We start from the raw sequence: 17,543 nt of genomic DNA, 5'->3' as shown, positions 1-17,543 counted from the left end.
CATTGATTTTGACTAAAGAAGCTAATCACTAAAATATTGCGCAGATTGGGCATAAAAGTTCCAAATGGAGTCTTTAAGCTGACTGCAGTATCCTAAAAGGGGGTTAAGGCGGCTTAAATAATGGTTCGTGATGTATGAAGTAAATGGAAGTTGGCGGCTAGTTAGGGCTACCGTGCGTTTTCACGATGATTCGCGCGGCTCCATTAGTGAAAAAGCGTAGTAACTGGTTATAAAGTAAGCTAAGCATACTTAACTTGCTTTAAATTTAGCGTAAATAAAAACCACTAAGCTCAGCGATAAGGCAACCTGATAGTCAGGTATCATTCGATCGTTAAGCCTAGTGATTTTATTTAGTAGTTAGTTTTGGACACAGTTCTGATCTGCATCTTTGGCTGGCCGAGCCAACCAAATCAGGCCTAACAATAGGACCAGACTAACAGCCACCATGCCGGCACCGAAAATCGGCGTCCAGCCTAAACCAAGGTTGGTTGTCACTTGCCCACCAATACCAGAGCCAAGTGCGATGCCGACGTTAAAAGCGGAAATATTTAATGCGGAAGCCATCGTAATGTCGTGAGGTGTATTTTGTTCAGCTAACTGAACGATATACAGCTGCAGTCCTGGTACGTTCATGAAGGCAAAGATACCCATTAATAGGACGGTCAGTAGACCTAACCAGTGACTGTGGCCAGTGATGCTTAAAATTAGTAAAGTGACGAGCAACCCGCTGAACATTTTGAATAGTGCAATCAGTGGGCGGGCATTGGCCCAACGTCCACCCAGCGTATTACCAAGGGCAACCATTAAGCCATAGACGACTAGAATTAAGACTACGGCGCTAGCCGACCAGTGCATTTGTTGTTCCAATAGTGGGGATAGATAGGTATAAACTACGAACGTGCCACCATAACCTAATGCTGTAACGAGTAAGGCAAATAACAACTGCGGATTAGTAAGAACCCGGATAATCCCCCGGACCGTCGCCTTGCTTGGTAATGGTAGGTTACGAGGAATTAACCAGTAATCTGCTAGTAAGCCAATGACACCAATTAAACTAATGAAGATAAAGGACCAGCGCCAACCACCTAATTGGCCAATCATCGTTCCCAGTGGCACACCAGTAACGGTGGCGACGGTTAGTCCGGTAAACATGATGGCGATTGCTGAGGCTCGTTTGGCAGGTGCGACCACGTCAGCGGCGATCACTGATGCCACGGTCATAAAAATACCATGAGCTAAAGCGGCCACGACCCGACCAGCGAGTAGAATACCAAACGTAGGGGCACTGGCGGCCAGCAAGTTACCGATAATAAATAAAATCATGATTAACATCATCAGTCGGTGGCGGTTGAGCCGACCAGTGAGCAATGTCATGACGGGAGCGCCAATCATAATACCAATGGCGTAGATTGAGACGGTCAACCCAGCCTGTGCTAAGTTGATATGAAAACTGCTAACGAGTAGTGGCATTAAGCCAACGCTAATAAATTCTGTTGCCCCGATTGCAAAGGCACTAATTGCGAGCGCAAAAAGTGTCCAGCTAGGATTGAACTGTTTTGTCATAAGAAAAGCCTCCTGCTATTGCTTAGTTGATAAATAATGATTATACTAGCAAGTGACTTTTAGACAAGTACCGACTTTAAAGTACTATACCCACTAAAAAGTAAGTATAGAATGGAGACGATAATTATGGAAAATAAGACGTATCATATTGGGGTTGAAGCCACAATGGAGATTATTGGTGGTAAATGGAAATCAATTATTTTATGCCACCTACGTACTCAGACGATGCGGACGAGTGAATTGGAACGTGCGATTCCTCAAATCTCGCAGAAAATGTTAGTGCAACAATTACGGGAGTTAGAAGCGGCTAATATTGTGACTCGCAAAGTATACCAACAAGTGCCACCACGCGTAGAATATGGATTAAGTGATTATGGTCGAAGTTTGTCCGTGGTCTTACATGAATTATGTGTGTGGGGGGAAGATAATATTGATCGGCGTCGCGCTGCGGGTGAGGAGATTGCACTGCTGCACCGAGATGATTTATAACAGACGAGTTTAACCTAAGTTAAAAAGATGCGCTAAGAATGGAACCATTCTGGCGCACCTTTTTGACTGGAATAAATTAATGTTTTGAATTTTGACGACGAGCAAGGAACCAATTGGCCCCTAGCCAACTGAGTGTGATAACTAGCTGGGTGATTTGAATACCGAGGCCCCACGGATTTGGCAAAAATATAATCTTTGAAAAGGACTTTGATTGTACCTGATTCAAAGAGCTGTTTCCTCTCACTGGCTATTATTAGCGTGCCTGCTCGTTAACAGTTTGTCCAGAGTAAAAATTAGTTAGAAAACTTAACATTAGTCTTGATGAGTCCGCTTACATTTATGGGCGATTATGATAAGCTTAGACTATTGACGATAAATAGAATGGGAGTTGGCAGCGATGACGAAGGCGGTTATTTTTGATTTAGATGGATTACTGATTGATAGTGAGGTTATTTCGTTAAAGATGTATCAACAAATGGTGCAAGCGCATGGAAAGACACTATCAATGGCAACTTATGCGCAGGAATATAGTGGTAAGTCAGCAGTCACAAATATGCAACACTTGATTGAGCGTTTTGATTTGCCATTTGATGTTGATAGCGGACTAAAGCAGTCATTGGCGCTGGAGAAGACGTTCATGCAGGATGGGGTCGATCTTAAGCCAGGTGCACGGGAATTGTTGCAGTTTTTACATGCCGCCCATTATTCAGTGGCGTTGGCTTCCTCCAGTATTCAGGAGCGGGCTTTGAGTATATTAACGGCTCATGATGTGGCACAGTATTTTGATCAATTCACTTTTGGACCAGACGTTGATCACGGTAAGCCTTACCCAGATATTTTTCTAATGGCATGTGCCAAGCTCAAGCAACAACCAGCCGATTGTTTAGTCCTAGAAGATAGCGAGGCTGGTATTCAGGCGGCGACAGCAGCGAATATTCCAGTGATTTGTGTCCCTGATATGAAGCGACCTAACCAGCCGTATGCTGATCAAGCAACTGCAATTGTTCCGACGTTAATGGATGTCATAACGTACTTAAAGTCGGTCCAATAGAGCTAGTTGCAATTAAAACGACTACTCCGTAAAGTTATGAGCAGTCATCTTGGACTCTGAACAGGACAGTTTGGCAAAAAAACATTTAGTACGCGCGACCAGCAGGTGTTTTTAGAGAATTGCAGATATAAGCGTTCACGCTGTTTAATCGGGTGGTGGCCGATTAAGCCGATTACCGAAAAGAGAGTTTTAATGCAAGTCTTGCTCGTTCTCATAAGTAAAACTAGTGGTTTATTGTTCGCCATAAGCAATATGAAAACAACTTCTCCAAAATTCTGGAGAAGTTGTTTTTCAGTCAATGGTTGATTTTTAATACAAGTAGTTAACGCGAGGGGTTCTTCTTAATGCCATCTGGATCGGTAAAGTCAATCAAGCCAACGTTATCATCGATCATGCCACCCTCACCAGTGAGTTGCAGGGTGTTTTGATGGGTATTTAAGCGGATAGTCATAGTTTGCTGGAGATCTGCTACTGAATAATCTTTGACAGCAACGGGTCCGAGGTTGGAATCAAGAATTGTATGATAGCCCTCGGTGGGAGTCGTTGCTGAGACAATATTAAGTGTGAATTGAGTTTGCATGTGCAGCATGGCGTGTTGTGAAAAAGCACCGACGCCGTCTTCAAAAGTTAATAATAGCCGCTTTTGATCATCAAGTTTCGATGATAACTTATTAACGACGGCTGAATCAAATGTTAACTGACGATTAGACATAGAATATCAGACTCCTTGCTTACTTTTAATAAGCATTATAAGACACTTATTAGCTAATTGCCAGTAACGATACTAATAATATTGAACCAATAAAAATTTAATATTAAAGTATCCACAAAATTGTAAGCCTTTTTTTCATAGTTAGGTACTTGAAATAATGTAAGATAATTAATGTTCAGAGATGTTAAAATACAATTTATTGAAGGGGGCGATGGGATGCAGCACCGGCGATTATGGTATCGGGGTGGTCTGGGGCTGGCACTAGCAATGAGCGTGATTGGCTATCGAGAATCACGAACAATCATTCAAGCAATACCCCGATCACAGTTGAGTGGTGATCAGACAATATCATCGACTAGCAGTGTTTTTTCCGATACAGAAGCGATGTCACAAGGTGAAGCAAGTACTTCGACGTCACCAACCGGACCAAATTCTCAAGAAAATAAAGTGCTAGTAAGTCAGTCAGGTTCAGAGTCAGTTAGTAATCGTTATCGTGATAGTACAATCCAGGAAAGCGTTGATGAAAATCAACGCTCGGAAACGGCCATTACACGAGCCACTAAGGCGGCAGCAATGGTCAATGGCACTGTTAAGATGACCCTGGATACCAACGGAACATTACACTTAAGTGGTGGCTCATTTGGAACTTCGGTTGGGTCGAGTGCGGGGAGCTGGCTTGTCAAAACGTTGAATGCCAATGGTTATCAAGCGACGCAAGTTTTAAAAATTGTTATTGAAGGTCAGATTACAGCGACTACTATTCATGATTATTCATATTTATTTGCTAATTTGCCTAACGTTACGAATGTTGATGGCCTAGCTAATCTTAATCTCACCGGCGTGACGGATATTTCGTGGATGTTCACAATTAGTAGCGTTGGATGTCAACAGTTGGGATGTTAGTCAGGTAACGAAGATGCAAGCCACGTTTCAGAATTGTGCCAAGTTAGCCACGTTGAATGTCGCTAACTGGGACACGCATTCAGTGCAATACTTGATTGATACATTCAATGGTGCTAGTTCGTTAACGTCACTGCCAGTCGGTAAGTGGAATACGAGTAAAGTGGCCACGTTAATGCGAACATTCACCGATTGTACTTCACTGACTTCATTGGATGTTGCTAATTGGGATACGCGCTTAGTGACGAATATGTCAGCGATGTTTAGAGGAATGACTAAGGTTAAAACGTTGCCAGTTGATAAGTGGCAAACCGGACGAGTTATCAATATGCAGTTGGTCTTCTCCGGTGATACGAGCTTGGAAAGCCTCAATGTTGCTAATTGGGACACCAGTCGCGTTAATTCATTAGATGGCACTTTTGCCAAGTTACCGAATATCACGTCCTTGCCACTTGATAACTGGAATACGAGTAATGTTGAGACGCTACGCAATACTTTTTACAATGATGCCAAATTGGCCCAGCTGCCACTTGATAATTGGAATGTTAGCAAGGTTATCGATTTAAATTCGACTTTCAGTGGGTGTGCGAGTTTAACAACCTTGCCAATTGCAAAGTGGAATACCCAGAATGTTCAAAATCTTGGGTTTACTTTTGCGGGCATGAGTAGTGTTACGGCCTTGCCGGTTGATAATTGGCAAACTAGCAAGGTGACGAATATGGCGGGCACGTTTGCCAATGTTGATGAGGTAAAGCAGCTCCCGATTAGCAAGTGGCGTACTCAGAATGTTCAAAACATGGCCGGTACTTTCTCCGAAATGAGTCGCGTAATGGCACTGCCAGTTGACGATTGGCAGACTGGTAATGTGACGACAATGAGAGGCATTTTTACCGAAGTCAGGCAAGTAAATAATTTGCCAGTCGGCAAGTGGGACACGAGTAAGGTTGTTGATATGGGGCAAGTATTTTACGGTAATCCACAGTTAACTAGCTTACCCATCGAGAATTGGCAGACGAGTTCAGCAACGGATATGTCACAGATGTTTGCCGAGTGTTCAGGATTGCAGACGTTAAATCTTGGTGCGTGGAACACAGCCAAAGTGACTAACTTTGACGCTACTTTTCAAAATACTAAGCTAGAACAATTGGATTTAACGAGGTGGAATACAAATAGTGCGCGCAGTTATGCTGACACTTTTAACGCTCAATTGCCGCCTAAGCGACTATTATTAGGCCCCAGTTTTAATTTCTTTAATAGTGAACGTTGGAACTTACCAACTCCTAGTAATGAAGCCCCCTATATTGGTAAATGGCGCAGCTTGAACAATAAAAAAGTTTATACATCCACTGATTTGATGACTAAGTATGATGGCAAAAATCTGGTTGGTGAATTCGAATGGGCCACTGGAAATACGATTACCGTGAAATACGTGGACGCTACTGGTAAGGAGCTGGTAGCGAACACTAAAATTAGCGGTATAACTGGTGACGCTTATCATATTAAGCCCATTGAAATTGAGGGGTATATGCCGGATCAGCCAGAGGGGATTCAAGGGGAATTTACGGATAAGGATGAGACAATCACGTTAACGTATAGCCCTGGAAAACTGATGTTTGTTTCAGCTCCTAAGTCGATTGATTTTGGGCAGAATTTAATTACTGGCAAATCAGAAAATTATGGGGCCACTTATGATACTGGCTTAGTTATTCAAGATGGTCGGTCATTGGGGGCAACGTGGTCATTGAATGCGACCCTGGCAGCTGCTGGCTTCACTGGGGAAAAGTCGGTACACCCGTTGACCGCGGTGCTCAGATATAAAGATCAACAGACGGGCAAGGAATCGACGCTAACGCCGGGCGTTGCTAGCTTAATTGTCAACAATTATCAAACTAGCTCACATCAGGGAATCAATGTCCTTGGACCGCGGTCGACTCTTGGCATGTTATCTTTACAAGTACCGACTGATCAGGCGTTGACTGATACGTATCAGACGACGTTAACCTGGACGCTCGCACGAACAGTACCCAATCGATAATAAAAAAAATAATGATTAGCTAACGCAATATTTGTAAGACGGCTTGGTTGTGGCCAGTAAGTTAGTTATGTATATTTACAATGTACAACGATAATTGTTTCTGATTAATAATTAATAGTGGTCAAAGCTGTTGCTAGATTTTTGTATGATAAATAACAATCTGTGAGGAGTGGTGTTGGTGAAGCAATGGGGATTTATCACAATTGTCATCAGTACCCTGCTTTGGTGGGGGTGGTTGTCAACACCGGTTATTGGTGTGGCTAGTACAGCCGACAGCCCAGCAACGATTCGGTTTGATGGCAAGACTGAATCGGTAAGTCAAGGTGATGGTGAAAAGCAGTTGCATGTAACTGAAGCGTCAAAAACTAGTAGTTCAGTTGTCCGGCAACCGAACGTGCGGCAGTCCGGGCCTCAGCAGAGCCTAGGGTGGTTACCACAAACGAGTGAACAGTGGTGGCTGAGGGCCTTTATTGGTGGTATTGGGTTACTGGTTATTTTAATTAGTTGGCAATTATTTAATTATTTAAAAAAAAGGAGCTTATTATCATGAAAAAAACATTATTAGGACTTTTATTCTCAACGGCATTGATCGCAACATTTGGCTTAACAGCCAGTGCAGCAGATACACCCCAGACGTCTAATGGAACGGTTGGTTTTCAAGGGGGCAACATTACCATTGATAATGGGGATACTGACTTGACGGGTGCCAGTCTAGACTTTGGGACCAATCAGATTCAGGCTGCTGATAAGGACGATAATTACAATAATACGAACAAATCAGCTGCAGTATCCGTAGTGGATTTACGGGGAACTGCGGCTGGTTGGGATTTATGAGTTAAACAAAATGATGTCTTTAAGAACGAAAAAGCCGTTTCAAATAAAGAATTGACGGGCGCAATCCTGACGTTAAATGGTGTCTTAGATATGAACACATCAACGACCGGTGCGGATGCTACGGCTAATACGGGCGTTTCTTTAGATACCCTCAATAGTGATAAGGTCTTGATGACGGCCGCTACGGGGAAAGGTAATGGTAAGAATGTGGCTGATATTACCAAGTCACAATTAATGGTGCCCAAGACAACGGCACGGGCTGAGGGAAGTTATAGTACGACTTTAACTTGGAGTTTAAGCACAACGCCGGCGAATAGCTAACAATTACTGATCGGAAAAATAGTGGACGAGCAGGTGTTAATGTCATTTTTCCGAATCATAATTAGGGGGAGAAATGATGTTAACGAGAAGATGGTGGCAGTTCGGCGTTGGTTTGCTAATCGGTTTAGCTAGTTTTAGTTGGTGCCAAAGGGTTTCGGCGAATACGGTCGGTTTTGAGGTCGCGCCAGTTGCTTCAAAATATCAAGTGGATAAGGCCGTTGCCTACTATGATTTGAAGTTAGCGCCTAATCAAATGATCACCTTGGCGGTTAAAGTCACGAATACGAGTACTCAAGCAATTGTCGTGCATACTAGTATTGCACCGGCAACGACGAATCCCAATGGAGTGGTTGAGTATCAGGCAACCACTGCGGGCAAGAATATTGATTTACCGGCCGATACTAGTCAATTAATTACGACCGCCGAGGATAAAATAACGCTAGCTAAAGGGACGAGTAAAATTGTGACCTTCAAAGTAAAGATGCCTGCGCGCAAGTACAATGGTGTCGTCGTTGGTGGGCTAAGTTTCTTAAAAAAAGCAGCGAAACAACAGCGTAAGAGTGCGATGGCCATTAAGAATCAATATGCGTACTCAGTGGCTGTCGTATTACACGGTGATCGTGCGCTTACCAAGAACAAGCTGACTTTGGGTAAGATTGATGCAACTCAAAATAACGGCTATAACCAAATTAGTTTAGCTTTACAAAACCGGACGGCAGCCTTCTTAAATCAAGTTAAAACTGATGTCCAGATTTATCGCCGGGGGAGCCAAAAAGTTCGCTATAAACAAGTCAATGAACATGGTCAGATGGCACCTAATTCCGTTTATGATTTACCATTACGGGTTGGTCGGGATGCGTTAAAGCCGGGCTACTATACGGCTAAATTGGCAGTAACATCTAAAAAACAACATTGGACGTTTACGAAAGATTTTGAAATAACACGTAATCGTGCCAACCAGTTAAACAAAACGGCAGTGATTGAACACCATACTAATTGGTGGCTGTGGTTCAGTCTCGGCTTGCTGGTCATCTTACTATTGTTGATTGCATGGTATATCCATCGTAAACAGCAAAAGATTAAGCAGTTGGAAGCACAGCTCAAAGATAAATAGGAACCTCATATTGGAATATTAGGACGCGGTCAGGTTGGCCGCGTCTTTTTTGCGACTTATCAAACGATGCATGGTCAATTGGGGCCGCAACAGTGAGTATCTGAATTAGGATGCAACTTTCTAGAGTAACTAGGTTAGTAACGTGCGGCCAGTATGATTACTAAGTATAATAAAAATGTAGCTAATTTAAAGGATGTGAGCGAAAAATGAAGTATGAATGGCGTAAACAAGAAAGAACCACTTATACCACTAAACAGCGGCCACAATTGTTGACGATACCGGCCCAAACTTTCATGGTCTTACATGGGACCGGCAATCCTAATGGTCCGGCGTTTCAAGTGCAATTGCAAACTTTGTATCCGGCAGCCTATGGTCTAAAGAATGCGTATAAACAATATGCGCAAGCGCAGGCGTGTGCATTTGATGACTATGTAGTTTTCCCACTTGAAGGGGTCTGGTCATTGACGACTAAGGGACAACAGCTTGATTATCTGGATAAAGATGAATTCAGTTATGATATTATGATTCGAATTCCCGATTTTGTTCCCACTAAGTTGATTGCACCGGCTTTAGCGGCCGTTAAAGCTAAGAAAAAGTTACCGACAGAACAGATAGAAATTCAACAGTTCGAGGCCATGCAGGTTGCGCAAATTCTGCACATTGGTGCTTATGATGATGAACCGGCTAGTTTTGCCAAGTTAGATCAACTTGTAGCTAGTCAAGATAGGCACCGTCTTAGCAAAATCCATCGTGAAATCTATCTGTCGGATGCTCGGCGGGGCGCGCCTGATAAGTTGAAAACAATTCTAAGATACCGAATCGCGCCTAATTAATTGAGCGCAGGTGACTGATAACTGGCATCCTTGATAAATTGGAACATGATTTAATATGAATACTAGTTCTTAGGATAACTTATGGTCAAAGCCGGCCAAATGTTAAAGGCGGTCAAGCACATACGGTGATATCGGGACAACGACTATCCGGTGGGAAAATGTGGTCAGCGAAGAGGGCGATTGCGGATTAATTTTTTAATGGAATATCCAATAGTCTAAAAAGTAACGCTTGAAACGTTACCTTTTAGGCTGTTTTTTGTGCTATTGGCAGCTTCAGGACACAGTGGCTTAGGGAATCTAACTACTGACAATTAATTTGTTAGCTATGACTGATCTGCTATATGAATTTATTTATTAAAAATAACAGTTGTTTTGAAATTAATAATGCAAAGGAAGTTCGCTTAATAATCTCAAATAAGTCAATGTTGATAACGGTTACACGAAGAGCCCGGGTTTGTAAATATAGTTAACGTTATACATTGTTAGCGCTGTTATGGACTGGCTTATATAATGAAAATGTGGTCAAAGGAGTCGGCATTTAAATTAATTAATCAATATTTCATTGTTATTGAGGGAGGTCGCAAGTGATTTAGTGCCAGCAATTATAAATTGTCATGGGAGTAAGCACTATTGATAATGACCACCATTCTTAGTTGATGAAGGCTTAATAAGAGCTGGTAAATGAAAAAGGGGGATTTATATCATGAAACCAATGTTAGGACACTTATTAATGGCAGGAACTTTATTATTAGCAGGTAGCGCACCAATTGTGGCTAATGCAGCAGAAAATCGTAGTGGGAATACGGATATTAAAGCGGAGTTCACTAAGAGTACATCGTCAGTGACACCGGTTGATCCAAGTGATCCTAATACACCAAGTACTGATGGCGATGGTGACAACGGTGCGGCAGCTGGTGGTGATTTGTCACTAATTTTTGTTTCTAAATCGTTAGGATATGGAACTCACGAATTAGACGTTTTAAACGATCAACAGTATAAGGTGGATCCAACTAGTTCATACACCTTGTTATGGCAGGATCGGATGGTCGTGGAAGTTTCAGATGTTCGGGGGACCAATGCCGGTTGGAAATTAACGGTTACCGGCTCCAACTTAACAGGAACCGATGGCACGGCCGCTAAGGGTGCAACGCTGAGCTTACCACAGGGTGAAGTGGTTAACAGTGGTTCGGAAACCAATGGCGCCGTATCGACAGCTTCAGAAGTGGCATTGAATGGTACTGTCGGGTCAAGCGCGGTTTTGAATGCCGATAAGGGCGGTGGTTCCGGGGTAACGGTTAGCCGCTTAGATCCGAAGGCGTTGACACTAAATATTAAAGCCAACACGGTCAAAGCCCAAGCATATAGCGCTAATCTCAATTGGACATTGAGCGATTTACCAACTGAATAAGCGACATCAGGGGCGGTGGTGGCGCCCCGAATACATAAGTTAGTGGGGGCGAGAAGATGCAATTAATGAAACGGCTATTGATAATGATTGGTAGCATCGTATTGGGCTTACAAATTAGTGGTATTACTGGATTGACAGCTGGTAACACGAGCAGTACGAGTGCTAAAGCAACGCAGAGTAATGATATCGGTTTCAGCGTTGCAGCCAAAATTCCAGCGAACCAAATTGATCAGCATAATTCTTATTTTGATTTAAAAATGACGCCGGGACGACAACAACAAATACAAACGACGATTTACAATGTGACTAACGCTGAGATCAAAGTTCAGACTGCGATTCATACGGCTTATACTAATGGGAATGGGATCATTGAATACGTGACTCCGACGAAGCACTATGACCCTTCTTTGAAGTATCGGATGGACCAAATTACCAAAGTTCAGGGGCCGACAACGGTGACGATTCCAGCAAACGGCTCAAAAGTAGTCACCGCAACCGTTAAAATGCCACAGGCGACTTTTAATGGGGTCCTTTTAGGTGGTTGGTACTTCAAGCGAGTGACGAATAAAGTGACGGGGAGCGTCAAAGGATCCATGAATATTGCAAATCAGTATTCATATGTCATTGGGATGAAGTATACGACTGGATCGGTTCCAGCGCCACAGCTGAAATTAGATACGATTACCGCTGGCATGCAAAATTACCGCCGGGGTGTTTTTCCACAGTTACGTAATGTTACCGCGGTGATTGTACCTAAACTAACTGTTACTGCCAAACTAACGAGTAAAAATAGCAATAAGGTTATTAAGACTTTCAGTCAGAAAAATGTGCAGTTAGCGCCTAATTCAGTTTATAAAGTTCCCATCTTAACCGGAAATAGCCGCTTACAGGCCGGAACGTACCATGTTCATTTGGTTGCTAAAAATAAGGATCATCGGTGGAGTTTTGATAAAGATTTTGTCATTAGTACGGCCACTGCTGAAAAATATAATAAGGCCTCTGTTGATAATTCGGGGATTAACGTTGGCTGGTTCATTTTATTCGGGGCGTTAGCCATGCTGATCGTTGGACTGATTGGATTCTTACTCTTTTTCTGGATTAGAAAACGTCGGCGTGCCTAGGTTAGGACGATGAAATGGGGGAAGCACCATGCCGAGTAAACAATGGTGGTTAATGCTAGGGGTCCTATTCATGTTGAACTGGGCGTCACCAGTGCAAGCAGCGACGCATGGACAAACCGAAATAAGTGTTGGTTTTTATGAAACTGATTATCATGCCGATCAGATTGTTCCTGAGCGGGTGATACCAAGTGGTGATAAACCGTATCTCGTAAAGTCGGCCCATACTAAGCCACAGTATAATGTGGATGATCGCCGGGCTGGTGATGGTGACCAGTCAGTAATTGGTGGTCACCAATATCGCCAAGTTGGTTATAGTGGGCGACTACCGCAGACTAGTGAGCACGTGTTTTTGGAAGGCTTACTCATTGGTATGGGGTTACTAGCTTGTGTTTTAGCAGGTGGTTTATACCAAATGATCAAGCAACAAGTTAGGGGGGAACGAGGTGCGTAATGGACGAATAGGATGGTTGCTAACAATTGGACTCAGCGTTGTGTGGCTACTGACATTTGCCAGTATTAGTGGCATGGCAGCTACTCTGACGGACAAGATGACAGACGTGAAGTCAAATGCTGCTTTTGAAGATAAAAGCACTGGTGCTGTACTTGGAAGTATTAGCGATGGCGGTTTAAGTAGTTATCCTAAGTTGGGTGCGGTGACGGCTAATTATGCAGATAATGGCCGGATAACGAACCAAACGACTCAAATTTCGGTAACTATGACTGGAACAATTTCGCTCAGGTTGGCTAAGTACGAAATGTCGAGTGTCTATTACGACATTATGAAAAATCCAGTGAACACTTATACTGGAATCACGTTACTAACAAAAACACCGGCAAGTATTGGTAGTGGTAATTCAGTGACTATTAGTTCAGCTAATCGAGCGCAAACATTATCGGTTAACCTAAAAGATATCAAAAATTCTCTGCCGATTTATATTGGTTTTCGGGTCTTTGTAGATGGTCAGGATTCCACTCATTATGTGGGTAAGTTTAATGTTCAAGCACTTGCACCTCAAATTACAGGGACACTCTATTCAACGGATACGGTTATTAAAGGAACCGGAACGCCAGGCAATACGATTAGTAGCAATGTTAATGGTGTAACCACGACGGTCGGAAGTGACGGCAATTATACGCTTAATTTGGGGACGGCTTTAGGCAGTTTAAGTAGTGTTACGGTTACCGAAGTCGATGAAGTTACTGGTGATAAGGGAACTGCTACGGCAGCGGTCACACTGAAGAAGCTGAATATCACCAGTACTAAGACAGCAATTGATATTTATCCGGGGGATTTGGACAATCTCAATAGTGACAGTGCGGTGGTCGCTTGGATCGTGAAGCAGGCGGGGATCGTTGCGACGAATCCGGATAGCGCGACGGACACGATGACTTATGCGGCTAAAGAGACTGGCCTAGCTAGTCAGTTAAGTAGTTTAGCGGTTGGTGGAAGTATGACGGTCAATATTTATGCTAAGGGCAGTTTGGGATTACAATCGGATGCTAAGGCCATCACTGTAACTATGCGGGACGGCACGCTCAAACTTGAGTCTCTACCTAGTAGCATGACCTTTGGGACGCTAACGGTGCCATTTAAGGAAACCCTATATCAGCCGACCAATAGCTGGAATGTTATCGTTAATGATACACGCAAAACGGGGTCACGTTGGTATTTGCGGGCTACCGCGACTGCGATGAAGTCTAGTACGCGAGCACTCAGCGGCAATCTGATTTATCTTAATGGTGGTAGCAAGCAAGTCTTAACTAATGCTTCCGTAACCGTTGGCACCGGTACTAAAGTTGCAGGGACGTCAAGTACTAACGTGACGAATGCCTGGTCGGCCAATAAAGGGATATTATTAGATGTTCAGCCAAGTGTTCAAGTGGATAGTTATAGCGGCACGGTTAATTGGACATTGCAAGATACTCCGTGAAAGCTGACGAAGAACTGCGGCTAGACTAGGTCGTTAAGCTAAAATTAGTCATGTTTAAAGCGTTTGACAGCAACGTTCATTTATAGGTGACCGATATTTAATGAGTAAATGCGTTGTTGGTACTAATTAAGAATAATGAGTAACGATGCGCGCCAAGGATTAGATCGGTTCTTGGCGCGCATTTTTTGTCATTTGATCAGGAACTAAAGTGAATACGTGTTGCCCTAGTTAAGATTAGATTTTGCCTTGAAATTTCTAATGGAGGTATATTCAGGAATGTCGATACGATAGTTTGCTGGTCGTTAAATAAAATTGTAAGCGCCTATACTGACCGAAATCGTAATTAACGACTACAATGTAAACAAGATATAATAGCGATTTTTTTTGCTTTAATACGTTCGGAAGGTAGCTTAACAAATACTTATTAATGTTATGAGAGGTGGTTGCATGTCAACGGTTTTCTTCGTATTGTCACTTATTTCGGGTTATTGTGAAATGCTGTTTTTACTCATTGGTTTTCGTGAATACGTTACCTGGCGAATTAGTATTGCATGGATATTGATGATTATGGGAGCACAGGCCTTTGGCGAGGTTGGGACGTTATTATTTCCGCAAATTCCACTAGTTTTTTTCTTGATTATTCCGTTAGTGGCGGTTAATACCTTTATGAGTTCAAGGTTATTGTATACACAGTGGTTGCTAATGTTACCGGTCACGATTTTTTTGAACGCAGTTAAACGTTTGATCAGTGCGATTATGGGTGTGGCGGCTAAGGCAATTATTGCACCAACGGCCCCGATGTTATTGCGGCAGGCAGTCGGTTTTAACGCGACGGCTGATTTTAACGTTTTTTTGGCGGCCATTCTGGAAATCCCAGTAGTGCTAATTTTGGCATTTCTGGCACATGGCTGGTTGGTGCGCACCTCAGCAGCAGATTTTTTGCAACGTGCTCGAGTGGAAGTAAGCGATTATTTGTTAGTATTACTTTTCTTTATTATCTACGTGATTGCGTATGCGTTTGCGATGGAGTGGACGGTTAACTCGCAGACGTACATGGCGATTGCTGCTAGTGTTACGTTTGGCATCATTGGTTTTTATTTAATTAATAATAAAAATAGCCATTTGAATGACGCACAATTATTATTGGAAGTTTCGAGCTATAATGAATTGCTCAGCCATCATAATCGTGACCTGCATCTATTTAAGCATGATTATCAAAATATCTTATTGAGCTTATCATCGTTCATTCAAAATAATGACATGGTGGGTTTGAAAAATTATTTTGAGACGGAAGTATTACCCGGTAGTGATCATCTCAATCAACAATCAGAGTTAGCCGGTCTAAGCCGGCTGGCATTGCCGACCGCCAGCGGCTTGATTTATGCTAAATACGAAGCTGCCATGAACCAAGGCGTTAAGTTAGCCGTAGTCATTTTGGAAGATATCCAATTACCGCCCATTCCACAGATCAAGGTAGTACGGATCTTGGGCAACTTACTAGATAATGCGACTGATGCCGCAATCAGAAGTAATCACCAAGTTGTGCTCAGCGTTACGAATCAAGATGCCCATACTGTGGTCTTTAACGTGCGTAACCAAATTCCGAATAATGAAATTCTGGATTTATCAGCAATTAAAAAAAGTCGGTTTACAACTAAGCCAGGTCATTTAGGATATGGATTGAGTAGTATTGAGCAGTTAACGACTAATCAATTATTAGTTAATTATTGTATTGAAAGCAATGATTTTGTAGCAGAACTTGTTATTACGCCTTAATTGATTTGTGATAAACTGAGGTTATAAGTTGAAAGGATATGATAGAATTGGCTGAATTAACGGGATTACAAAATATTGGCCCGACACTGGCAAAGCAGTTGCAGCAAGTGGCTATTACGACACCGACAGAACTAGAAGCGGCGGGCAGTAAAGCCGCGTTTGCAGCAATCAAAAAAGTCAATCCACATGCGTGCATTCAGTTGCTTTATTCGCTAGAAGGCGCGATTGAGGATTGTGCTTATCCGCAATTGCCGGCGGCGACCCGTGAAGATTTGAAGCAGTACTTTAGAGCTTTGGCCTAAATGGTCGTGCTGGTGATTGCGTTCAGTGACCCGTGATTAGACTTAGGGTCGTGCGTTAATCAACGCGTTAAATGTGAACGCTTTAATTGGCCACTAATAAGTGGTTAATACGACCAAATAGCGTCGTTTGTTGAAGGCATCCGATTTTTATTGGATACCTTTTTTTTGCGGATTGATTGTCAAATAAAAATTATTTGCTAGAATCATTAGTGTACAGCGGGATTAGTTAGTATTGTAAATTGTTAGACGGCAAATGTAAATGGTATTACCTGGCGACATCTGTTAAAATGAGCATTATTTTTGTGTTAATAAATTTTGACTAATGACATAAAGGAGTTGTAGGTTATGGGGACGGAATTACAATTTGTACAATATTTGCATCAAATGCGAGATTATAATGATCAGCACCCAACAACTAAGGGACTGATTCTATTAGGTTACTTAGAACGAGATTTTATTCGATTTTATCGAGCCGGTAAGGTCGAAGAAGGAATTCAATTTGCAAAAGAAAATTTGACGCGTTCACGGGATTTGTTGAATAAATTATCGAGCGAGGAAAAGCGTCTGCAATTAAACGCACTGGTGGATGTGTTGGCATTTGAAGGTATTCAAAACCATGCTGAGATTTATGAGTTCGTTAAGTTGCGTAATGATTACCATCGCTGGCTGGACCGGTTACCCGTTACAACGGAGCGCTACCAACCGCTAGTGGTACAAATTGTCCGTGATTTTGCTGCGATCGCTAAGCCGAATGCGTTGGCCTACAATGCGCACTTAGAATCTACACTAGATGTCATGTATTACACAAATGCTCACTTGCACGACCAATTATCCGTAAAAAAAGTCTTGATGCACATTAATCATCGATGTAATCCCGAAGCGGTTCGACGATCATTTAGTCAAGAGATGCATATGTCGATTCGCGATTATATCAATGCTAAAAAAATTCAGGAAGCTGAACATATGCTATTGGCTTCCGACTTAACGATTCGTGCGATTGCTGGCGAGCTCTGCTTTTACGATGCTGCTGACTTTTCAAGGCGGTTTAAGAAGGAGACGGGTCAGACACCTTTAGAATTTCGACAACTCAATACGCGAACTGACTAATCATTTGTATTTTTGAAGATAACTTTTCTCACGTAAATACAAATCC

15 protein-coding genes and 2 pseudogenes are annotated in these 17,543 nt (G+C 42.6%); 15 read left to right on the top strand and 2 right to left on the bottom strand.

From position 1 onward, the window contains the following. Nucleotides 1–357 precede the first annotated feature (357 nt). Nucleotides 358–1,563: an MFS transporter gene (locus LP667_RS13220; protein ID WP_021729993.1), complete on the bottom strand. Its 1,206-nt coding sequence runs from the start codon at nt 1,561–1,563 to the stop codon at nt 358–360. A gap of 126 nt (nt 1,564–1,689) precedes the next feature. On the opposite strand from LP667_RS13220, the gene LP667_RS13215 reads away from it, so the two are divergent. Together LP667_RS13215 and LP667_RS13210 are read left to right on the top strand one after the other, a co-directional pair. After that, entirely contained in the window at nt 1,690–2,052 is a 363-nt protein-coding gene (locus LP667_RS13215) for a winged helix-turn-helix transcriptional regulator (RefSeq protein ID WP_021729994.1), read from the top strand. 397 nt (nt 2,053–2,449) lie between these two features. Then, complete coding sequence (locus tag LP667_RS13210) at nt 2,450–3,103, top strand: HAD family hydrolase (protein ID WP_021729995.1); 654 nt, start codon at nt 2,450–2,452, stop codon at nt 3,101–3,103. A 322-nt stretch (nt 3,104–3,425) separates the two neighbouring features. Here LP667_RS13210 and LP667_RS13205 read toward each other — a convergent pair whose 3' ends face one another. Continuing rightward, nucleotides 3,426–3,815, bottom strand: a complete 390-nt coding sequence (locus LP667_RS13205) for an iron-sulfur cluster biosynthesis family protein (RefSeq protein ID WP_021729996.1) — start codon at nt 3,813–3,815, stop codon at nt 3,426–3,428. Between the two features lie 216 nt (nt 3,816–4,031). Between LP667_RS13205 and LP667_RS13200 the strand changes: the two are divergent. From LP667_RS13200 to LP667_RS13145, 13 genes and pseudogenes are all read left to right on the top strand, one after another. Next, nucleotides 4,032–6,750 (top strand): annotated as a pseudogene (locus tag LP667_RS13200) (BspA family leucine-rich repeat surface protein). A gap of 178 nt (nt 6,751–6,928) precedes the next feature. Further along, the gene (locus LP667_RS13195) at nt 6,929–7,300 is read left to right on the top strand and encodes a hypothetical protein (RefSeq protein WP_021729999.1); all 372 of its coding nucleotides are present in this window, start codon (nt 6,929–6,931) and stop codon (nt 7,298–7,300) included. Then, on the top strand, nt 7,297–7,584 hold the full coding sequence (locus tag LP667_RS17125) for a hypothetical protein (protein WP_225366482.1): 288 nt from the start codon (nt 7,297–7,299) through the stop codon (nt 7,582–7,584). The genes LP667_RS13195 and LP667_RS17125 overlap by 4 nt, the downstream gene beginning before the upstream one ends. Before the next feature lie 12 nt (nt 7,585–7,596). Beyond that, nucleotides 7,597–7,905: pseudogene (locus tag LP667_RS17120) on the top strand (WxL domain-containing protein); the annotation flags it as partial. Nucleotides 7,906–7,978: 73 nt separating this feature from the next. Then, on the top strand, nt 7,979–9,019 hold the full coding sequence (locus tag LP667_RS13185; protein WP_021730001.1) for a WxLIP family cell surface protein: 1,041 nt from the start codon (nt 7,979–7,981) through the stop codon (nt 9,017–9,019). Between the two features lie 206 nt (nt 9,020–9,225). Further along, entirely contained in the window at nt 9,226–9,852 is a 627-nt protein-coding gene (locus LP667_RS13180) for a GyrI-like domain-containing protein (RefSeq protein ID WP_021730002.1), read from the top strand. A 703-nt stretch (nt 9,853–10,555) separates the two neighbouring features. Next, nucleotides 10,556–11,260 (top strand): WxL domain-containing protein, encoded by a 705-nt coding sequence (locus LP667_RS13175; protein ID WP_056988345.1) that lies wholly within the window; start codon nt 10,556–10,558, stop codon nt 11,258–11,260. Nucleotides 11,261–11,316: 56 nt separating this feature from the next. Further along, complete coding sequence (locus LP667_RS13170) at nt 11,317–12,381, top strand: WxLIP family cell surface protein (RefSeq protein WP_021730004.1); 1,065 nt, start codon at nt 11,317–11,319, stop codon at nt 12,379–12,381. 28 nt (nt 12,382–12,409) lie between these two features. Beyond that, entirely contained in the window at nt 12,410–12,832 is a 423-nt protein-coding gene (locus LP667_RS13165) for a hypothetical protein (RefSeq protein WP_021730005.1), read from the top strand. Beyond that, entirely contained in the window at nt 12,825–14,312 is a 1,488-nt protein-coding gene (locus tag LP667_RS13160) for a hypothetical protein (protein WP_021730006.1), read from the top strand. Before LP667_RS13165 ends, LP667_RS13160 begins: the two co-directional genes overlap by 8 nt. Nucleotides 14,313–14,759: 447 nt before the next feature. Then, nucleotides 14,760–16,088, top strand: coding sequence for a sensor histidine kinase (locus LP667_RS13155; protein WP_056988344.1), 1,329 nt, complete (start codon nt 14,760–14,762; stop codon nt 16,086–16,088). 47 nt (nt 16,089–16,135) lie between these two features. After that, nucleotides 16,136–16,390, top strand: a complete 255-nt coding sequence (locus LP667_RS13150) for a TfoX/Sxy family DNA transformation protein (protein WP_021730008.1) — start codon at nt 16,136–16,138, stop codon at nt 16,388–16,390. Nucleotides 16,391–16,735: 345 nt separating this feature from the next. Further along, nucleotides 16,736–17,497: a helix-turn-helix domain-containing protein gene (locus LP667_RS13145; protein WP_021730009.1), complete on the top strand. Its 762-nt coding sequence runs from the start codon at nt 16,736–16,738 to the stop codon at nt 17,495–17,497. The last annotated feature ends 46 nt before the right edge of the window (nt 17,498–17,543 follow it).

This window comes from Lactiplantibacillus paraplantarum (genome assembly GCF_003641145.1).
GTDB classification, from domain to species: Bacteria; Bacillota; Bacilli; order Lactobacillales; family Lactobacillaceae; genus Lactiplantibacillus; species Lactiplantibacillus paraplantarum.
Note: the sequence above shows the minus strand (reverse complement) of the source record. Positions and strands in the feature narration are given on the sequence as shown.